We start from the raw sequence: 17,410 nt of genomic DNA, 5'->3' as shown, positions 1-17,410 counted from the left end.
AATATTGAATGGATTATCAGGAATCTGCACTGGATACAGCCCGTCTTCTGTATGAACGGAAAGCCTCAGATATTGTTGTACTGAATGTAAGCCATCTGACTGTACTTTGTGACTATATGGTGATTGCAACCGCAAGGACAGCTGCCCAGGTATCCAGCCTGACGGACGCGGTCGATGAACTGATGGCGAAAAAAGGCCTTCAGCTGCGTCGCAGTGAAGGCCGGAATGAAGGGCGTTGGGCTGTATTGGACTATGGATATATTATGGTTCATCTGTTTCATCGGGATGAACGGGCTTATTACGGACTGGACCGCCTGTGGAACGATGGAACCAATTTACTGGCGCTGCCGTTCGACCAGTCGGTTCAGGACTGAGTTCCGCTTCGGATCTCAATGACTGAATTGAGGATAATATCTGCAAGTTCGCGCTTGCTCATCAGCGGATAATCCCTCGAACCGGTTTTGCTGATCAGCGTGGCAATATTCGTGTCGGTATTGAATCCGGCGCCTTCTTTTGTCACATCATTGGCAACAATCAGGTCGAGGTTTTTCTTTGTGAGTTTCTCCTGCGCAAATTCCCGGAGATGATCTGTTTCAGCTGCGAAACCGACGAGGGTCTGTCCGTCTTTTTTCATTTTGCCGACTGCTTTTGCGACATCCGGATTTTCTACGAGGGTCAGAATCATCTCCTGCCCTTTTTTCTTTTTGATTTTCATGTCTTCAGCGGCAGCAGGCCGGTAATCCGCAACGGCGGCTGCCTGGATAACAATATCGTGAAGCGGAGCCTGTTCAGACATGGCTTTCAGTAAATCTTCCGCCGATTCAATTCGGATGACAGAAACATTCCGTGGAATGGGTGCGGTAACGCTTCCGCAAACTACGGTCACATCAGCACCACGGTCCCGTGCGGCTTCAGCCAGCGCAAATCCCATTTTACCGCTGGAGTCATTGGTCAGGAATCGGACCGGATCAAGTCTTTCACGGGTCGCACCGGCAGTAATCAGCACTTTCAGTCCGGTAAGGTCTTGCCCGGCAGAAAGGATCCGTTCAATTTCATGGACGATTTCTTCGGGCTCGCTCATCCTGCCGGCGCCTTCGTCTCCGCAGGCGAGGATCCCGCTGGCAGGTCCGATCAGGTGTACACCGCGTTCCTGAAGAACTGAAACGTTGGCTTGTGTCGCGGCCGATGTCCACATTCCGGTATTCATTGCCGGAGCAGCAAGGATGGGTGCTTTTGTTGCAAGCAAAGTTGTGGACAGCATATCATCGGCAATTCCGCATGCCATCTTGGCAAGGATATTGGCAGTCGCGGGAGCGACAACAAATATATCTGCCAGTTTGGCGAGCGCAACATGCTCAACATTCCAGTATTCAGGTGCTGCAAATGTGTCGGTAACCACGGGATTGGCCGACAGGGTCTGGAATGTAAGCGGAGAAACAAATTCCGTGGCGTTCCGGGTCATAATCACATGGACATGGGCGCCCAGATGACGCAAACGGGAGACAATCTCGGCACTTTTATATGCCGCGATGCCTCCCGTAACGCCCAGAACGATTTCTCTTCCGGTCAGATCCATGATTAAGCCTGCTCCTCTTGTTCAACAGGATTGTCGTATGTCAGAAGTCCGCGGTTGATCTCTTCAACAGCAACCTTCAGAGGCTTCATTCCCTCAGCATCGATCATCGGCATAGCGCCGTTGACGATCTCACGGCCGCGCTTGCTGGCTTCAACAACCAGGGTATAACGGCTTTCGGCATGATTCAGCAGTTCCAGGACACTGGGATCTACAATGGACATTTTTTCTTTCCTCCTGTTAATCTTCAACTACCGGGAAATAACGGACAGAATTATGTTTTTCTGCCCGCACGATGGACAGAAGCTGGTCGAATGCCAGTTCCAGGTCATCATTCACAATCAGGTAACGATACCGGCCCATCTGTTCAATTTCGCCTTTGGCATTATTAAGCCGCCGCTGGATTTCTTCTTCCTTCTCCGTGTTGCGGGTATGGAGCCGTACCTTCAGGTCATGGTAACTCGGCGGAAGGATAAAGACGCTGACACAGTCAGGTTCCTTTTCCATCACGGATCTGGCGCCCTGCGGATCAATATCCAGGAGCACATTCTGTCCGCGTTCCATTCGCTCGTACACTTCGCTTTTCAAAGTTCCGTAACGATGGCCATGAACACTGGCGTGTTCCAGAAACCGGTCCTCGGCGAGTAGTTTATCATATTCCGCGTCAGAAATAAAGTGATAATGGACATCCTCGATTTCATTTTCACGTTTTCCGCGGGTTGTGACACTGACTGAAAACACAAAGGAGGGATCCTTGTCAAGAAGTTTGGATACCAGGGTTCCTTTTCCGGCACCGGACGGTCCGGAAATAACCAGGAGCATTCCCTTTCTGGAATCTTTCACGGAATATCCTCCCCTTCTTTTCTTTCATCGATTCTGGCCGCGACAGTTTCGGGCATAAGCGGAGAGAGAATGATATGTTCTGAATCCATAATGAGAACAGCCCGTGTTTTATGACCGCATGTTGCATCGATCACATGTCCGTTGTCCCGGGCGTCCTGAATCATCCGCCGTACAGGAGCGGCATCCGGTGAAACAATGGCAATCAGCCGCTGGACGGAAATCATGTTTCCGTATCCGATGTTGGCAAGCTTCATTCCCGATCACTCCACATTCTGTATCTGCTCACGCATCTTCTCAATTTCGCTCTTCAGGTCCACAACGAACTGGGCAATGGCAGCATCAGATGCTTTTGAACCGATAGTATTGGCTTCACGATTCATCTCCTGAACCAGAAAATCCATTTTTTTGCCGATTTCATCCTTTTCATCCAGGTAAATCATAAACTGACGGATATGGCTTTCCAGGCGGGCCAGTTCTTCATCGATTGCGCAGCGATCGGCAATAATGGCAACTTCCTGCGAAATCCGTACCGGATCAGGACTCTCAGACAGAAGGGTCTTCAGTCTTGCTTCCAGTTTTTCACGGTATTCTGAGACAACCAGGGGGGCTCTTTCCAGAATATGATCGCGCAGGGATGCTGCGGCATCCAGATGGGTTCTCAGGTCTGTACGCAGGTGGGTTCCTTCGATTTCCCGCATTCCGATCAGATGGTCAATTGCAATGGAAGATGCTTCCGTACAGATTTCAGTGATCAGATCCTGGTTCAGTTCTGCCTCTTCCACGGAAGTGACACCCTCCATCCGGAGAATCCGGCTGACGGTCATGTCATTTTCCGCTCCGGTTTGCCTGGACAGTTCCCGTGCAATCTCGATGTAATGTGCTGCCAGGTCATAATCAGTGACAACGCGGGAAGCGGAAGTACTGATGTTGCGGATCGTGATAAAAACATCTGCGTGTCCCCTGCGGATCCGGGTACTGATGCAGTTCCGGACAGGCTGTTCGAGGAATGAGAGATTCCGCGGAAGGCGCATTCCGATATCGAGAAAACGGTGATTGACGGTCTTGATATCAACTGTTGCTTCCCATTCGTCCCGACGGACAACCCCCGTGCCGCAGCCTGTCATGCTCCGCATACTTTCGCCTCCGATCTGTTTCGGAAAATTATATCATCCGAAAGTTGAAAACGCAACCGCAGAAAACCATTTCATTCCATGCTCTTCAATGGTATAATCATCAGGTAATGGCATGGGTGAGATATCCTCAATTTGGAAAGGGGAACGGATGATGAAAAGAAGAATCGGAATCCTGACCAGCGGCGGAGACTGCCCCGGTCTGAATGCAGCGATCCGCGGCGTGGCCCGGGCTGCCTATGAGATGTTTGACGCTGAAATTATCGGTATCCATGACGGATACCGCGGCCTGATCGAAGGAGATTATACGGAGATGGACCGGAAACAGTTCTCCGGGATTCTGACGCTGGGCGGAACAATCCTGGGAACCAGCCGTACGCCGTTCCGTGATATGCGGAAAATCGGCGAAGATAAAGTGGACAAAGTCGCCGCAATGAAAAAGACCTATAAATCCCTGAAGCTGGACTGTCTGGTGACACTCGGCGGTAACGGAACCCACAAAACGGCGAATCTTCTGAGCCAGGAAGGCCTGAATGTGATCGGGCTGCCCAAAACAATCGACAATGATCTGTATGGCACGGATTTCACCTTTGGATTCCATACGGCAAATGATATTGCCACGGAAGTGATCGACCGCATCCATTCGACTGCTGCCAGCCACGGCCGGGTTATGGTCATTGAAATAATGGGAAATAAAGCCGGATGGCTGACGCTTTATTCCGGTGTGGCTGGCGGCGCGGATGTAATTCTGATTCCGGAAATACCCTATACGATTGACAGTGTTGCGGAAGTCGTGAAACGGCGTGCTGAAAGCAACAAGGGCTTCACGATTGTCGCCGTTGCGGAAGGCGCGATGGATAAGGAAGAAGCCAAATTGAAAAAGAAAGAGCGCGAAGCACGCCGTTCAGCCGGGCATTTTTCTTCAAGTGCTTATGTCGCAAAACTTCTGCAGGAAAAGGTCGGTGTGGAAGCGAGAAGCGTTGTTCCGGGTCATATCCAGCGAGGCGGAACGCCCAGCGCCTTTGACCGTGTATTGTCTACGGAATTCGGCGTTCATGCGGCCGAACTGATCCGGGATGAGGTTTACGGGGTTACCGTCGCGCTGAAAGGAAATGATATTATCCATAATCCGCTCAGTGAGGTGGCCGGAGTGCCAAAGTCTGTTCCGGTGGATCATCATATGGTCGTAACTGCAAGGAATATCGGCATTTGCTTCGGAGACTGAAATAGCCCGGGGAGTGAATAAGTGTATGACTGGAAAGCTGAAATACCGGTTGTTTGCATTTCTGACCGGACTGGTCATCGCAGCCGGGGCCGCCGGAATATCAGCCTCAGCTGAGGATAACGGAGAAATGCGGCTTCGTGTTCTTTTGCGCAGGCTGAATATCGGACAGCATATGGAAATAAAAACAGGAAGCCTTTATCTGATCACGGGTGAAAGCGGAATGGAGATGCTTCTTCAGCCGGATACACAGATCGATATTGAACTCAGGGAAAACCGGATGGTGGTTTTTCTCGACGGTGCCTCCCTGTCATTTGGAAAAACCATGTCATTGAACCGGTGCGGAACAGGCGGTCAGGATTCAGGCTTATACCTGATGAACGCTTCAGGTTTATATCCGGGAGATCTTGTATTGACGGCTGAAGAAGGAAAAATCAGGCCGGTGATCTCTCTTGCCCTTGAAGATTATCTGCTGGGCGTTGTTCCGTATGAGATGAATGACAGTTTTCCTCCGGAAGCGCTGAAAGCGCAGGCGGTCTGTGCCCGGACCTATGCGGTAAGGCACATGAACAGAACACGGGATTATGATGTGGTGGACACAACCAATGACCAGGTATTTAAGGGCGTATCAGCCTCCAATAAAAATGCAGCAAAAGCGGTTTCGGATACGGCAGGGATTGTTGTCACCGTAAACGGTAAAATAGCAGACGGGTTTTATTCAGCCAGCAATGGCGGCCAGACGGAAATACCGGAAAATGTGTGGAAAGGTAAAACTGATGCTGATTGTTATGCGGTGGTGGACGATCCATGGGACCTGGCAAATCCGGACAGCCTGACCCGGTCTGCCGTATTGATGAAGGATGGAACCGGATTATACCGGTGGATGACCCGGTTGATCCGGGAAGCTGTTTTTTCGGAAGATGCCTGGATATCGGGTGGGTTTACAGGCGGTGAATCAGAATTCCGGATTGACAGGATTGAATCGGTATCCCTGAAAAAACCGAAATATGCCGCTCCAAGCCGTCTGTATACGGAAATGGAAATGAAACTGGACGTTTCCGGCAGGAAAGTGACAGGCGGGACAATCGGGCCGTTCATACCGGCCGGCTCTTTCACCATTACACTGAAACTTTTTCCAGATGTGCTTGCTGCCCTTGGAATTGAGATCAGCGGAAACGGAAATGAAATCGTTACTGTTAATGAAACGAAAACTCTTTTTCAGATCACGGCCGGACGCTATGGACATGGGGTGGGGCTGAGCCAGCGCGGTGCCCAGTGGATGGCCTCGGAAGGAAAAAAGAGTTTTGAGGAAATAATCCGGTTTTATTTTCCCGGAAGCGAGCTCAGGAAGATGAATACACAGGATCTGGCTCCGGTCTCTGTTCCTGAAATCCTGATTCCGCATATTGCAGATGAATCCGAAGAGATTGAGCCGGCTCCGCAGGCAACTCTGATGCCGGTAACGGACAAAAATATTCCGGATGGCGCATATATGGCTGCTGTGGAAGGAATTGACGACGGAAGCACACTGAATCTCCGGTCACGTCCTTCCATGGCTTCTCAGGTGGTTATGCGGCTGATAAAGCATCAGCATCTGATTGTCCTGGACGAACTGGACGTTCCGGGATGGGCCCATGTCAAAACAGACGCTGCTGAAGGTTATGTGATGTCGTCATACCTTCAGAAACTGAAGACCGGAGGAAAATAATCAATGCCATGGTACTGGATTGTCGTGATTATTTCAGCCGTTGTCGGCCCGTTTGAGGCAATGCATGCCTGGAACAAGGCAAAGAAAAATGCTGAAGAAAAGAAAAAGGGCGGGGTTCAGGTCACCCGTCCGGAATAATTACTTCCATTCTGCCCAGACTTCAGGCCGGTATCCGGTCGTAATGCTGTTGCCGTTGCGTACGATCGGTGTCCGAAGAAGCCATGGCGATTCCTGGACAGCCGGAATGATCAGGGATTCCCGGTCATAATAACATGCGGGATGTTCCCTGACCTTTTTGTTGTCACGGTCAATCATCTGATCCATTCCGATACCATTGATCATCAGCCGGATTTCCCGTTCGCCGAGCCGGTGCTTTTTCAGGTCCATGCTCTGGAATGGAATCCTGCGCTCCTTGAAATATCGTTCCGCTTTTTGCAGGTCAAAGTTTTTGCCGTAATAATAAATCTGGATATTCATGCTTACACACCGACCCTCCGAAGGTCCTTCCCTTCCAGCGCAATCACAAGGCTTGTAGACGGATCACTGATCCGGGAAACAATTCGTTCGGTGTAACGTTCACGGAGTTCTTCCAGTTTCAGGTTCGTTGAAAAAACAGTCGCTCTCCCCCGGATCATCCTTTCATTGACCAGATTGAAAAGCAGTTCCACAGTAATGTTGCGGATCAATGGTTCACTGCCAAGATCGTCCATCATCAGGATGGGAACATTCATCAGTTCGTCCATGCTGTCTTCCTGATCAAAATAACTTTTCCGGGCGGATTCCACAAACTGATAGGCGCTGATGACCAGAACGTTGAGACCGCGCTCGATCATGCGGTTGGCCATCGCATGCATCAGGAATGTTTTCCCCAAGCCGGATTTGCCAGTCAGAAGTACATTCCGGTAAGGAACATCCGGATATTGATTCGCCCATCTTTCACACATACTGCGGGCTTTTTCGGTCATCTGACGCTGGCTGAAGTTTTTTTCAGGAATGGGGGTATCCGGAATAAACGAGGAATCGAACGCTTCAAATGTCTCTCGGATTCCACCTCCGAGTCCGATCCGTTCCCGGATTTTCTGCTGATATGCTTTTTTGAAACACTCACATGGTTCTTTGATCGGATATCCGACAAATCCGGTATCATTGCAGGCAGTACACTGGCGTACCGGGGCAAGATAATCTTCAGGAAGGCCGGCATTTCGAAGTGAATGCCTGATTTCCTGATTCAGTTCCTCCATTCTTGCCGGAATATCTTTGCGTGTTTCCTTCCGGTTCAGGATTCCGCGTATCGTACCGTGTATCAGGTTTTCCCGTTCCAGTACAAGCCGGTCAATATCGGGATAATTCATCCGGATATTGTCCTTCCGGGCAGTCTCTGCCCTTTCATCTGATGCACGGCGTCCGGCAAATTCCGCTTCAAGCTCAAGAATCAGATCCTCACGCATTTTCATTCCCCCATGTATCGTTCATCATTCGTTCGAGGGCTGCGTCCTGTTCTCCGCTGTAATCGCGCTGCTCATAACCGGAATTACCGCCGGATTTCTGCGGAATGGCTTTTGACAGATCCCTGTACTGTGCGGCAAACTCGGTTCGGTCCTTTTCAGCTTCTTCGGGTGTATGGATCCCCTTTTCCGCATAACGCCTGAGAAGTCTGTCCGTATAATTCATCGGGTTCTTGGCTTCCGATGCATAATCAGCTGCTTTCAAGATCAGTTCACGGCTGAGGCCAAGGCTCTCTTCCCATTCGGCCAGCATCTCCAGGCTCCGTTCACCGGGTTCGGTTTCCCGTACAGGCCATCTGCTGCGGATTTTCCGGATAAAATCTTCCCGGTCGTGAAACTGGCGGATATGTTCTTCCACTTCTTCCAGATGCGTAAATCCACGTTTTTTCCAGGATTCAAGCAGCTTCAGAACGGATTCGGGATCTTTCTTCTTCCGGCTGCATTCCCTTGCGGCAGACATGATGATTTCAAAAGGATACAAATCTGCCATCCGGTTGTAAATTTCTTCCTGGTAAGCCGTGACACTGCCGTTTCGGCCAAGCTGATGCATGACTTTCTTGGCCTGGTCATGCCGGTCGGACGATTTGCGTACCGTTTCCCGTCCAAGTGTTTTATTCTGCCCGAAGGATTGTGTTTCAAATGTTTTCTTCAGAATGGAATCCACCAGCGCGAGGCTTGGATCGCTGGTACCTGTCTGGTCACAGGCTTCTTCAATTGCTTCCTGGCTGAATCCCCATTCACGTGTCCATTTCATGTACAGGGACATGTTGGCATCGGAAGGTGAGTAACGCTTTCCGAGCTTCCGGAGGATTTTACGCATGTTGGCTGAAGCTGATTCATCGCGGGAAAGGATTTCAGCGGCTTCATCCTCCGTTCTTGCGTTTTCTTCAGCAAGCTTTACTGCAAGTTTCTGTGCATCGGATATACGAAAACTTTTTCCGCGGGTACGAACCATATGGCTGAGGATCATGATAATGACCTCTGCAGGCAGCTGCATACTGTCTTTCCATTCGTATGCTTCAGCAATTTCACTGCCCCGGAAAGAACGGACTCCGTCAAATGAACGTTCAACATCCTGGCTGAAGCGGATATATTCAGGATCTGTATCATCATCGCTGGCGAACGTACGCTGCCTGAAATTGATATACTGCCATGCCGGCGGATTATCGCTGATTCTCCGGACGACTTTATGCCGTTCCCAGTACCGGTATGCAGCCATGATTTCCTCACGGGTCATGTCAAGGTCCCGGGCCATATTGTCCAGGTTTGCTTCTTCCTTTGGATGATAACAGTAAAGCAGGCCGTAAAGATATACTTTGACATAATCTCCCCGGGCTCCGGGAAGCTGTTCAAGAATGAACTGGTTATCCACCGGAGTCACATCAAACATGGTGAATTGATCATCAAAGGAGAATGTCACGCCTGCTTACCCTCCGTTTCAATCCGGGTGATCCTCAAGAATTGCAGCAGCGGCTTTCTTCCCGGCGCCCATGGCCAGGATAACGGTCGCGGCCCCGGTAACCGCGTCTCCGCCGGCATAAACGTTTTTCTTTCCGGTACGCCCGTTTTCATCAGCCTGAATTCCGCCCCAGCGTTCCGTAGGAAGATCGGGGGTCGTTTTCTTGATCAGCGGGTTCGGGCTGTTGCCGATTGCAACGATCACGGTTTCAACCGGGAGCTCAAATTCGCTGCCCTCAATCGGAACAGGGCGCCTTCTGCCGCGCTCATCCGGTTCACCAAGCTGCATTTCAATGCATTTCATGCTCCTGACAAAACCGTTTTCATCGCCTTCAATTGCGGTGGGAGCAGTCAGCATTCTGAAGATAATGCCTTCTTCCTTCGCGTGGTGGACTTCTTCAGCACGTGCGGGCATTTCCTTTTCACTCCGGCGGTATACAATCGTCACTTCAGCGCCCAGTCGCTTAGCGCAGCGCGCAGCATCCATGGCAACATTACCGCCGCCGATTACGGCAACACGGGCTCCGGTTTTAACCGGAGTATCGTGCTCCGGGAAGGTATACGCCTTCATCAGATTCAGACGGGTCAGGAATTCATTGGCGGAATAGACGCCGCAAAGGCTTTCGCCTGGAATCTTCTGGAAATTCGGCAGCCCGGCTCCGCTTCCGATAAAGACGGCGTCATTGCCATCATCCAGGAGTTCATCCACTGTAAATGCTTTTCCGGCAACGGCATTGGTGATAATCTGAACGCCGAGTTCTTTCAGGCTGGCGATTTCACGGCTCACAAGCGCTTTCGGAAGCCGGAATTCCGGAATTCCGTACATCAGTACGCCGCCGGCGGTATGCAGTGCTTCGTAAATGGTAACATCCCACCCTGCTTTGGCCAGTTCACCCGCGCAGGTCAGGCCGGCGGGTCCGCTGCCGATCACAGCGGCTTTCTTTCCGCAGGGAGCTTTCTTTTCTGCTTTGGCTGTGCCCTCCTGCATGGCGGTATCGGCTGCAAAACGTTCCAGGCGTCCGATTGCTACCGGTTCACCTTTAATTCCGCGCACACATTTGCTTTCACACTGGGACTCCTGGGGACATACACGTCCGCAGATTGCCGGAAGTGCGTTCTGGCTCCGGATAATCTGGTATGCACCTGTGATGTCTCCGTTCTTGATTTTTTCAATAAAATCCGGAATCGGAACGTTGACCGGACACCCGGAGACACAGGGCATATTTTTGCAGTGCAGGCAGCGATCCGCTTCCTCCATCGCAATTTCTCGGGTATATCCCAGGGCAACCTCTTTGAAATTCCCCGCCCGGACAACGGGATCCTGCTCCGGCATAGGATGCTTCTGCAGACTCATATTCGCCATTTTATCTCGCCTCCCCTGTCAGGTTGCAGATATGCTTTTCTTTTGCACGGGCTTCTTCTGCACGGAACATCCGGCCGCGGGCCATTGCCTCGTCAAAGTCCACAAGATGTCCGTCAAAATCAGGCCCGTCCACACATGCGAATTTCGTTTCTCCGCCGACGGTAAGGCGGCAGCCGCCGCACATGCCGGTACCGTCAATCATAATGGGATTCATGCTCACGATTGTTTTGATCTGAAGCGGACGGGTCATTTCACTGACTGCCTTCATCATGGGCAGCGGACCGATTGCAATCACGGTATCATAACTGCGTCCGTTTTCAATCTGTTTCTGCAGGGCCTGCGTTACAAAACCCTTGTTGCCGTTGCTGCCGTCATCAGTCATGATAATCAGGTTGGTGCAGGCGGCTTCCAGTTCATCTTTCAGGATAATCAGATGTTCATTCCGGAAACCGACAATCAGGTCAACTTCGGCGCCGGCATCATGCAGTGCTTTGGCCTGCGGATATGCGATGGCAACTCCAAGACCGCCGCCGATAACGGCACAGCGATGAATGCCGTCTGTCTGGCTGGGTTCGCCGAGCGGACCGACAAAATCCTGCAGGCTGTCTCCCTCATTCAGTGAATCCAGCTTGTTTGTGGTGTATCCAACCTTCTGGAAAATAATCGTCACGGTTCCCTTTTCCCGGTCATATCCGGCAATTGTAAGCGGAACGCGTTCGCCTTCTTCATCGATCCGGAAAATAATAAACTGGCCGGGTTTTGCCTTCCGGGCAACCAGCGGGGCTTCAATTTCCATCAATGTGGTGGTTTCGTTCAGTACCTGTTTCCTGATGATCGGATACACTCTGATCTCCTCCGTCTGTTTCATAGTAGCCAAATAATTGTACACACTTCATCTGTCTTTCGCAACTTGTTTTCCGTCTTCCTTTCGTTTTTTCTGGTACGAACAAAGCACATTTTATGACTTTTCATTCGATCAACGGTATGCTATAATCTGCGTATCTTGACAAAGGAGGTTTTTTCTCATGCCACTTGTTACAACTACCGAGATGTTTAAAAAGGCCTACTCCGGCGGCTATGCTGTCGGCGCTTTCAACGTCAACAACATGGAAATCATTCAGGGAATTACAGACGCTGCGGGCGAACTGAAGGCTCCCGTTATTCTGCAGGTTTCCAAGGGCGCACGTGCCTATGCAAACCACACCTATCTGGTCAAGCTGGTTGAGGCTGCGGTTGAACTGAATCCGGAGATTCCGATCGCCCTGCACCTCGATCACGGCGACAGCTTTGAACTCTGCAAGAGCTGCATTGACGGCGGTTTCACTTCCGTTATGATCGACGCTTCCTCCAAGCCTTATGAAGAAAATATCGCCCTGACCCGCAAGGTTGTGGAATATGCGCATGACCATGGTGTTGTGGTTGAAGCAGAACTGGGAACCCTGGCCGGTGTTGAGGACGAAGTATCTGTTGAAGCGGACAAAGCGATGTACACCCATCCAGAAGAGGTTGTTGATTTTGCAACGCGTACCGGCTGCGACTCCCTCGCAATTGCGATCGGCACCAGCCACGGCGCATATAAATTCAAGCCCGGCACAAAGCCCCAGCTCCGGTTCGATGTACTGGAAGAATGCTCCAAGCAGCTGCCCGGATTCCCGATTGTTCTGCACGGCTCCTCCTCTGTTCCGCAGGAATTCGTTGCTGAAATCAATAAGTACGGCGGCAACATGCCCGGCGCGATCGGCATCCCGGAAGAACAGCTCCGACAGGCAGCCCGCAGCGCGGTGTGCAAGATCAATATCGATTCCGATATCCGTCTTGCAATGACTGCTGTGATCCGTAAGTACTTTGCGGAGCATCCGGATCATTTCGATCCCCGTCAGTACCTGAAACCCGCACGCCAGGCTGTACATGATATGGTCGCTCACAAGATCGTTGATGTGCTTGGCTGTGACGGAAAGGCCTGATAGATTCCATCATAAAAGCGGAGATTCCGGAAGGGATTGAATCTGTCAAGCAAAAGTAGACAGGAAAAAAGAATAGCTAGAAGAAGCCCAGTTCGGTCTTGTACTGAACTGGGCTTTTGTAACCCAAGGCAGCATGAAGACGCTGATTATTGAAGTAATAAACATATTGATTCAGAAGTTCAGGGACATTCTTTGCATGAGTCAGATCGAAGTCGAGATAAAGCTCATTCTTAATCCAGCCATTCAGCGCCTCAATAATTGGATTGTCTGTTGGAGTTCCACCTCGCGACATGGAACGCAATATGTTATACTGACTATGGGCTTGACAAAAAGCCTTGGAAGAGTAGACAGCTCCCTGGTCGGTGTGGAAGACTACCTGGGGCTTCTGCTCTTCCTTTTTTCCTGCTAGTTGATTCAAAACAGCCAAACAATCATAGTAAGGTTTATTGCTGCCTTGAATATCTGTGACACTGTGAGCCAGGATCTCGTTGTTAAAGGTGTCCAAGAGAAGCGTCCATTCCCAATGCTTCTGGCCAACCTTCAGTACCGTCATGTCTGAAACCACAAGTTCGACAGGTTTCGAAGCATTCCAACGTCCCTGCACTTCATTGCTGAAGATTAGATGTTCTTCTCCCGGTGGTTTATAAGTATACTTTCTGGCTTGGGAATGAATGCCGGCATTTTTACAGCATTTATGAGCCAGATTGTCCGAAAAAAACCATCCTGTCTGGTAAAAGACATCCCGGGCTAAACGATGGTAGCCATGGGAAGGATGCGCCTCATGCGCTTCTTGTAGCAATTGCGTCAGAAGGATGCGATCCTTCTCATAACGATTTAGCATTCCCCTTCGATTTTGCCATTTGTAATAACCGGAGCGATTAACACCCATGATCCGGCATAGAAAATCCACAGGATATCTTATTTTGAGTTCTTCAATGATTTCGTAGTCTTTCCTTTGCCAGTAACGTATTCCTTGTTTGCACCAGCTCCTTCCACCCAGTATCCTTTTTTTAGCCTGGCGTTCTCCACTTCCAGCTTTGCCACCATTAGCCTTAAGCGTTCGACTTCACTTAACGACTTACTTGTATGTAAGGCAGCATATGGATTCCCATTATGCGGCTCGAGAGCGTCTTCTCCATCTTCCAGATACTTTTTTACCCATGCTGAAACAAGTTTATGGCTAACACCATATTCTCTTTCAATCCCTTCGAGGGATATATGTTCATCCAGATGAAGGAGTACATACTTGATATGTACCCTCTTTACTGGACACCCAGTAAGGAGGGTATTTTTATGCGTTACAGTTATGAGTACAAGATGAAATGTATTGAGATGTACAGAGAAGGAAGGTGGCCTGAGACCCCTACAGGTATTAAAGAAGCGCGATACTTTCATAATATGATCCTGCGATGGTTTCATGTAGTAGAAGCAAATGGGCCAGATATTCTCAAACCCCGGGAAACTAATAAGGATTGGACCCCAGAAGAGAGATATGAGCTGGTTGCAAAAGTCCTAGGTGGTTCATCAATCCAGTTTGTAGCTAATGAGGCGGGTATAAATAGCGGATTACTTACTTGCTGGGTTCGCAAATATAAGAACGAGGGGTATAATGGCCTTATAAACAAGAGAAAAGGTCGACCACCAAAGGAGCCCCATATGAAGAAAATCAATTACAACAACCCTAGGAAACTTAATGAGTCCGAGTATGAAGAACTCGTAAGGCTAAGGGCTGAAAACGAGTATATCAAAGCGGAAATCGAAGTCATAAAAAAAGAGATCGCCTTGAGAGAAGAAAAGGAAGTCATATGCGTCTCAAGGCGAAAAAGCGATCATCAAAGAACTCAGAGAAGAAGGATACCAACTGAAGTATCTTCTTAAAGCGATGTGCCTTTCCAGATCAACGTACTATTACGAAGTTTCAAAAGAAGATGTGGTAGCCAAAAGGAGCGAAGCAGTCGCAAGTGTGATCAGGGAAATCTTTGAACATAATAAAGGTCGATACGGTGTCCGGAGAGTACACCACGAACTGATCAACAGAGGCTATAAGGTAAACCACAAAAAGGTCCAGCGATTAATGCACTGCATGGACCTTAAAGACAAACGCCGAAAGAAAAATACCATTCTTATCAGGGAGAGAAGTTGGAAAGGTGGCAGATAACCTCATTAACCGAGACTTCAGTACAACAAAGCCTTTGCAAAAATGGACAACAGATGTTTCTCAATTCAATTTATCTTGGGGAAAATGCTATCTTTCTCCAATTCTGGATATGCACACAAATGAGGTCATCTCATACGATCTCTCGTTAAGTCCAAACATGGAACAGATCCGACGGATGCTGGATAAGGGGCTGAGCAGGTTTTCCTCACTTAATGGTCTGATCTTTCATTCTGACCAGGGTTGGCAGTACCAACATGCTTATTTCAGAAATACGATTGAGAAACGTGGCATTATTCAGTCCATGTCCCGAAAAGGAAACTGTTATGACAACAGTATTATGGAGACATTCTTCGGACGACTAAAGAACGAGATGTTTTATGGATACGAGAAAGACTACAAATCATATGAGGAATTCTCCAAAGCTATGGCCAAGTATATTGACTACTACAACAATGAGCGCATCCAGGCAAAAACAAAATGGATGCCACCCGTAAAATACAGGTTGGCATCCATGGGTTGAGCCTCGAGCATAAATCAATGTGTCCAGGAAACTGGGTACATATCAACTTTAGCTTCTCTTCTTTTTTCCATTTTCTGTGCGGCACTCCTTTTGGGGCTCCCATTATCTCACTTCCTTTCTTTCTCTCATTCTACAACTAAAATAAAAGTAGGCACTTTTTCAGTGTCTACTTTTATTTTACAGGTTCAATTCCGGAAGGGATCTCCGCTTTCTTTTTATCTTTCGGTAACACCGACATATCTTTTCGGCGGCTGGGGTTCATACCGGTCCGTGTAAAGGAATTCACGGTCGGTCACAATTCCGTTCTGGTATTTGACACGGTAGCTGTTATAAACATAACCTTCTTTCGCTTTGACGAGTTTTTCCTGGTCGGTATAGGTCACATAGGTTGCTTCCTTATCCTTGACGATTTTCTCTTCAAATGGCGGATACAGGGTTTCAACCAGCTCAGCTTCCAGTCTGTAGTAGACATCCCCCATATACTGCCCGTAAATCTGGACCAGTGTCATTTGCCGTTTTCGGTTGGTCTTGTCCGGAACGACCCGTGCGATAAAATACAGAGGTCCGTCCGTATTGTTCTTGAAAGTAAGGTCAACCTTTTTTCCGGATGTATTGACCGTTGCGTCCATACCGTAACCGGCGTAGGATACGGAATCAGAGTGGGGCTTTCGCTGGAGGATCTTCAGGTTGGCTTCCACCGCAGCCTGGTAGACCGTGGTACTTGCCTGGCATACGCCGCCTCCGACACCCATGACATGCTCACCATAGGCATATTCAATGGCTTCCTTAAAACCATTCTTCATGGTCCGGTCACCGACAATCCGGTTGAAGCTGAAGGTTTGACCGGGCTGGAGTATATAACCGTTGATTTTGTCCATTGCCACACCGATATTGTAATTCCGTTCCTCGGAGGAACTTGTGGCAATCGGTGTGGTGGACTGGCTCCGCAAATGATAATTCAGTTTCAGGGAAGCAACGGTCACTTCCGGATTAATTGGTTCAATCGGTATTTCAACAGTACCGTTCTGCATGGTTTCCGCCATATGATACAGCCGGTTTCTCAGTTCATCCGCATTAACTCGCTGCCCGTAGATTTCATCCTGGTAGACAAATGGATCAGAGAGGCTGGTATCATAAGGATCAAACCGGATCATCTGGGCATTCTGGGGTGCGGCATAAAGGGCCTGCGATATCGTTTCGATGATCGCATCAATTTTGGAAAGATCACCGGTGGATTTAATACTGTAGAAATCACGCTTTTCGGCGCTTGCCTGAATGATTTCATCATACATTTCCCGATCGGTTCGGTTTCCGGTATAGTTGTGGCCGATTTCCCAGGCAGAATTCAGTGCGCCGGCAATATCCGCCTCAATTCCAAGATCAGCTGCACCGATGCTTTTGGTTACACCCTGATATGTCAGGTCCACATGCCAGTCAAAATACTTCTGCTGGATCTGGCTTTGTACCATATTCTGTGCCTGTTCAACTGTCATACCGTCCAGGGCGATGCCGTCAACGGATACACCGGGGCTGAAATAGTCATGGTAATAGGCAACGGTATTCCGGATATTATCTTCAACCGGCTTTACATTGATCAGATAATTTCCTCCGCTGTATAGGCCGAATCCGGCAGCGATCAGGCCGATCACCGCAACAGCAATCAGAATAGTTTTCTTTCCGCCGGACTTTTTCTGTTTCACGTTTCCGGCTGAGAAGCCGCGCTGTCCGCTGCCTGCATTGGGCTGGGAATACTGCGGCATGGCATAGGGAGCTGATGAAGCCGGAGGAAAGTCCGCATTTCCGCTGCTGCCGGGAACATATCCGCGCCGGTATCCGGAGGAAGTATTGAAAGACATTGCCTTTGCGGCATCCTGCACACGGCCGGGTGTCTGTACCGGCTGGGTACGGAATTTTCGGTTGTCAGTCATTCAGCACTTCCCCCTTTCCTGTATTTCATTGATTTCAT

19 protein-coding genes and 1 pseudogene are annotated in these 17,410 nt (G+C 49.5%); 7 read left to right on the top strand and 13 right to left on the bottom strand.

Features of this window, described 5'->3' with window-relative positions; all coding sequences use genetic code 11:
* Window positions 1–8: 8 nt before the first annotated feature.
* Window positions 9–374 (top strand): ribosome silencing factor, encoded by a 366-nt coding sequence (rsfS, locus tag JNO48_00495; protein ID QTE68426.1) that lies wholly within the window; start codon window positions 9–11, stop codon window positions 372–374.
* On the opposite strand, the gene coaBC is transcribed toward rsfS, so the two are convergent.
* From coaBC to JNO48_00470, 5 genes are read right to left on the bottom strand one after another with little or no spacing between them, the layout of a single operon-like run.
* The gene (gene coaBC / locus JNO48_00490; GenBank protein ID QTE68425.1) at window positions 365–1,576 is read right to left on the bottom strand and encodes a bifunctional phosphopantothenoylcysteine decarboxylase/phosphopantothenate--cysteine ligase CoaBC; all 1,212 of its coding nucleotides are present in this window, start codon (window positions 1,574–1,576) and stop codon (window positions 365–367) included. The genes rsfS and coaBC overlap by 10 nt on opposite strands.
* A gap of 2 nt (window positions 1,577–1,578) precedes the next feature.
* Window positions 1,579–1,797 carry a DNA-directed RNA polymerase subunit omega gene (gene rpoZ / locus JNO48_00485; protein ID QTE68424.1) on the bottom strand — a complete coding sequence of 73 codons (219 nt, stop codon included), beginning with the start codon at window positions 1,795–1,797 and terminating at the stop codon, window positions 1,579–1,581.
* A gap of 16 nt (window positions 1,798–1,813) precedes the next feature.
* The gene (gene gmk / locus JNO48_00480) at window positions 1,814–2,416 is read right to left on the bottom strand and encodes a guanylate kinase (protein ID QTE68423.1); all 603 of its coding nucleotides are present in this window, start codon (window positions 2,414–2,416) and stop codon (window positions 1,814–1,816) included.
* Window positions 2,413–2,670 (bottom strand): DUF370 domain-containing protein, encoded by a 258-nt coding sequence (locus tag JNO48_00475; GenBank protein QTE68422.1) that lies wholly within the window; start codon window positions 2,668–2,670, stop codon window positions 2,413–2,415. The genes gmk and JNO48_00475 overlap by 4 nt, the downstream gene beginning before the upstream one ends.
* 6 nt (window positions 2,671–2,676) lie before the next feature.
* Window positions 2,677–3,549 carry a YicC family protein gene (locus JNO48_00470; GenBank protein ID QTE68421.1) on the bottom strand — a complete coding sequence of 291 codons (873 nt, stop codon included), beginning with the start codon at window positions 3,547–3,549 and terminating at the stop codon, window positions 2,677–2,679.
* Window positions 3,550–3,700: 151 nt separating this feature from the next.
* Between JNO48_00470 and JNO48_00465 the strand changes: the two genes are divergently transcribed.
* Entirely contained in the window at window positions 3,701–4,771 is a 1,071-nt protein-coding gene (locus JNO48_00465) for a 6-phosphofructokinase (protein ID QTE68420.1), read from the top strand.
* Between the two features lie 409 nt (window positions 4,772–5,180).
* A complete protein-coding gene (locus JNO48_00460) occupies window positions 5,181–6,476 on the top strand; it encodes a SpoIID/LytB domain-containing protein (protein ID QTE68419.1) in 1,296 nt (431 codons plus the stop codon).
* Between the two features lie 138 nt (window positions 6,477–6,614).
* Here the strand turns inward: JNO48_00460 and JNO48_00455 are convergent, their stop codons facing one another.
* From JNO48_00455 to JNO48_00435, 5 genes are read right to left on the bottom strand one after another with little or no spacing between them, the layout of a single operon-like run.
* Complete coding sequence (locus JNO48_00455; GenBank protein ID QTE68418.1) at window positions 6,615–6,953, bottom strand: ArsC family transcriptional regulator; 339 nt, start codon at window positions 6,951–6,953, stop codon at window positions 6,615–6,617.
* A gap of 2 nt (window positions 6,954–6,955) precedes the next feature.
* A complete protein-coding gene (locus JNO48_00450; GenBank protein ID QTE68417.1) occupies window positions 6,956–7,924 on the bottom strand; it encodes an ATP-binding protein in 969 nt (322 codons plus the stop codon).
* Window positions 7,917–9,401: a DnaD domain protein gene (locus tag JNO48_00445; protein ID QTE68416.1), complete on the bottom strand. Its 1,485-nt coding sequence runs from the start codon at window positions 9,399–9,401 to the stop codon at window positions 7,917–7,919. Before JNO48_00445 ends, JNO48_00450 begins: the two co-directional genes overlap by 8 nt.
* Before the next feature lie 18 nt (window positions 9,402–9,419).
* The gene (gene gltA / locus JNO48_00440; protein QTE68415.1) at window positions 9,420–10,802 is read right to left on the bottom strand and encodes an NADPH-dependent glutamate synthase; all 1,383 of its coding nucleotides are present in this window, start codon (window positions 10,800–10,802) and stop codon (window positions 9,420–9,422) included.
* A gap of 1 nt (window position 10,803) precedes the next feature.
* Entirely contained in the window at window positions 10,804–11,646 is an 843-nt protein-coding gene (locus JNO48_00435) for a sulfide/dihydroorotate dehydrogenase-like FAD/NAD-binding protein (GenBank protein QTE68414.1), read from the bottom strand.
* 181 nt (window positions 11,647–11,827) lie between these two features.
* On the opposite strand from JNO48_00435, the gene fba reads away from it, so the two are divergent.
* Window positions 11,828–12,766 (top strand): class II fructose-1,6-bisphosphate aldolase, encoded by a 939-nt coding sequence (fba, locus tag JNO48_00430; protein ID QTE68413.1) that lies wholly within the window; start codon window positions 11,828–11,830, stop codon window positions 12,764–12,766.
* Window positions 12,767–12,842: 76 nt separating this feature from the next.
* On the opposite strand, the gene JNO48_00425 is transcribed toward fba, so the two are convergent.
* On the bottom strand, window positions 12,843–13,769 hold the full coding sequence (locus tag JNO48_00425) for an IS3 family transposase (protein QTE69640.1): 927 nt from the start codon (window positions 13,767–13,769) through the stop codon (window positions 12,843–12,845).
* A complete protein-coding gene (locus JNO48_00420) occupies window positions 13,685–14,074 on the bottom strand; it encodes a helix-turn-helix domain-containing protein (protein ID QTE69641.1) in 390 nt (129 codons plus the stop codon). The genes JNO48_00425 and JNO48_00420 overlap by 85 nt, the downstream gene beginning before the upstream one ends.
* On the opposite strand from JNO48_00420, the pseudogene JNO48_00415 reads away from it, so the two are divergent.
* The 3 genes and pseudogenes from JNO48_00415 (at window position 14,060) to JNO48_00405 (ending at window position 15,444) form a co-directional block, all read left to right on the top strand.
* A pseudogene (locus tag JNO48_00415) lies at window positions 14,060–14,631 on the top strand (transposase). The gene JNO48_00420 and the pseudogene JNO48_00415 sit on opposite strands and share 15 nt — an antisense overlap.
* Window positions 14,632–14,729: 98 nt before the next feature.
* Window positions 14,730–14,924, top strand: coding sequence for a transposase (locus JNO48_00410; GenBank protein ID QTE68412.1), 195 nt, complete (start codon window positions 14,730–14,732; stop codon window positions 14,922–14,924).
* The gene (locus JNO48_00405; protein ID QTE68411.1) at window positions 14,914–15,444 is read left to right on the top strand and encodes an IS3 family transposase; all 531 of its coding nucleotides are present in this window, start codon (window positions 14,914–14,916) and stop codon (window positions 15,442–15,444) included. The genes JNO48_00410 and JNO48_00405 overlap by 11 nt, the downstream gene beginning before the upstream one ends.
* 215 nt (window positions 15,445–15,659) lie before the next feature.
* On the opposite strand, the gene JNO48_00400 is transcribed toward JNO48_00405, so the two are convergent.
* The gene (locus tag JNO48_00400) at window positions 15,660–17,372 is read right to left on the bottom strand and encodes a VanW family protein (GenBank protein ID QTE68410.1); all 1,713 of its coding nucleotides are present in this window, start codon (window positions 17,370–17,372) and stop codon (window positions 15,660–15,662) included.
* Between the last annotated feature and the right edge of the window lie 38 nt (window positions 17,373–17,410).

Source organism: Clostridiales bacterium (genome assembly GCA_017569285.1).
GTDB lineage: Bacteria > Bacillota > Clostridia > Christensenellales > Aristaeellaceae > Aristaeella.
Note: the sequence above shows the minus strand (reverse complement) of the source record. Positions and strands in the feature narration are given on the sequence as shown.

Bases quoted from the DNA above. Each gene is read 5' to 3' on its own strand.
- gltA (QTE68415.1), bottom strand. From the start codon at position 10,802: ATGGCGAATATGAGTCTGCAGAAGCATCCTATGCCGGAGCAGGATCCC.
- JNO48_00450 (QTE68417.1), bottom strand. From the start codon at position 7,924: ATGCGTGAGGATCTGATTCTTGAGCTTGAAGCGGAATTTGCCGGACGC.
- JNO48_00475 (QTE68422.1), bottom strand. From the start codon at position 2,670: ATGAAGCTTGCCAACATCGGATACGGAAACATGATTTCCGTCCAGCGG.
- fba (QTE68413.1), top strand. From the start codon at position 11,828: ATGCCACTTGTTACAACTACCGAGATGTTTAAAAAGGCCTACTCCGGC.
- JNO48_00470 (QTE68421.1), bottom strand. From the start codon at position 3,549: ATGCGGAGCATGACAGGCTGCGGCACGGGGGTTGTCCGTCGGGACGAA.
- JNO48_00455 (QTE68418.1), bottom strand. From the start codon at position 6,953: ATGAATATCCAGATTTATTATTACGGCAAAAACTTTGACCTGCAAAAA.
- JNO48_00465 (QTE68420.1), top strand. From the start codon at position 3,701: ATGAAAAGAAGAATCGGAATCCTGACCAGCGGCGGAGACTGCCCCGGT.
- rpoZ (QTE68424.1), bottom strand. From the start codon at position 1,797: ATGTCCATTGTAGATCCCAGTGTCCTGGAACTGCTGAATCATGCCGAA.
- JNO48_00400 (QTE68410.1), bottom strand. From the start codon at position 17,372: ATGACTGACAACCGAAAATTCCGTACCCAGCCGGTACAGACACCCGGC.
- rsfS (QTE68426.1), top strand. From the start codon at position 9: ATGGATTATCAGGAATCTGCACTGGATACAGCCCGTCTTCTGTATGAA.
- coaBC (QTE68425.1), bottom strand. From the start codon at position 1,576: ATGGATCTGACCGGAAGAGAAATCGTTCTGGGCGTTACGGGAGGCATC.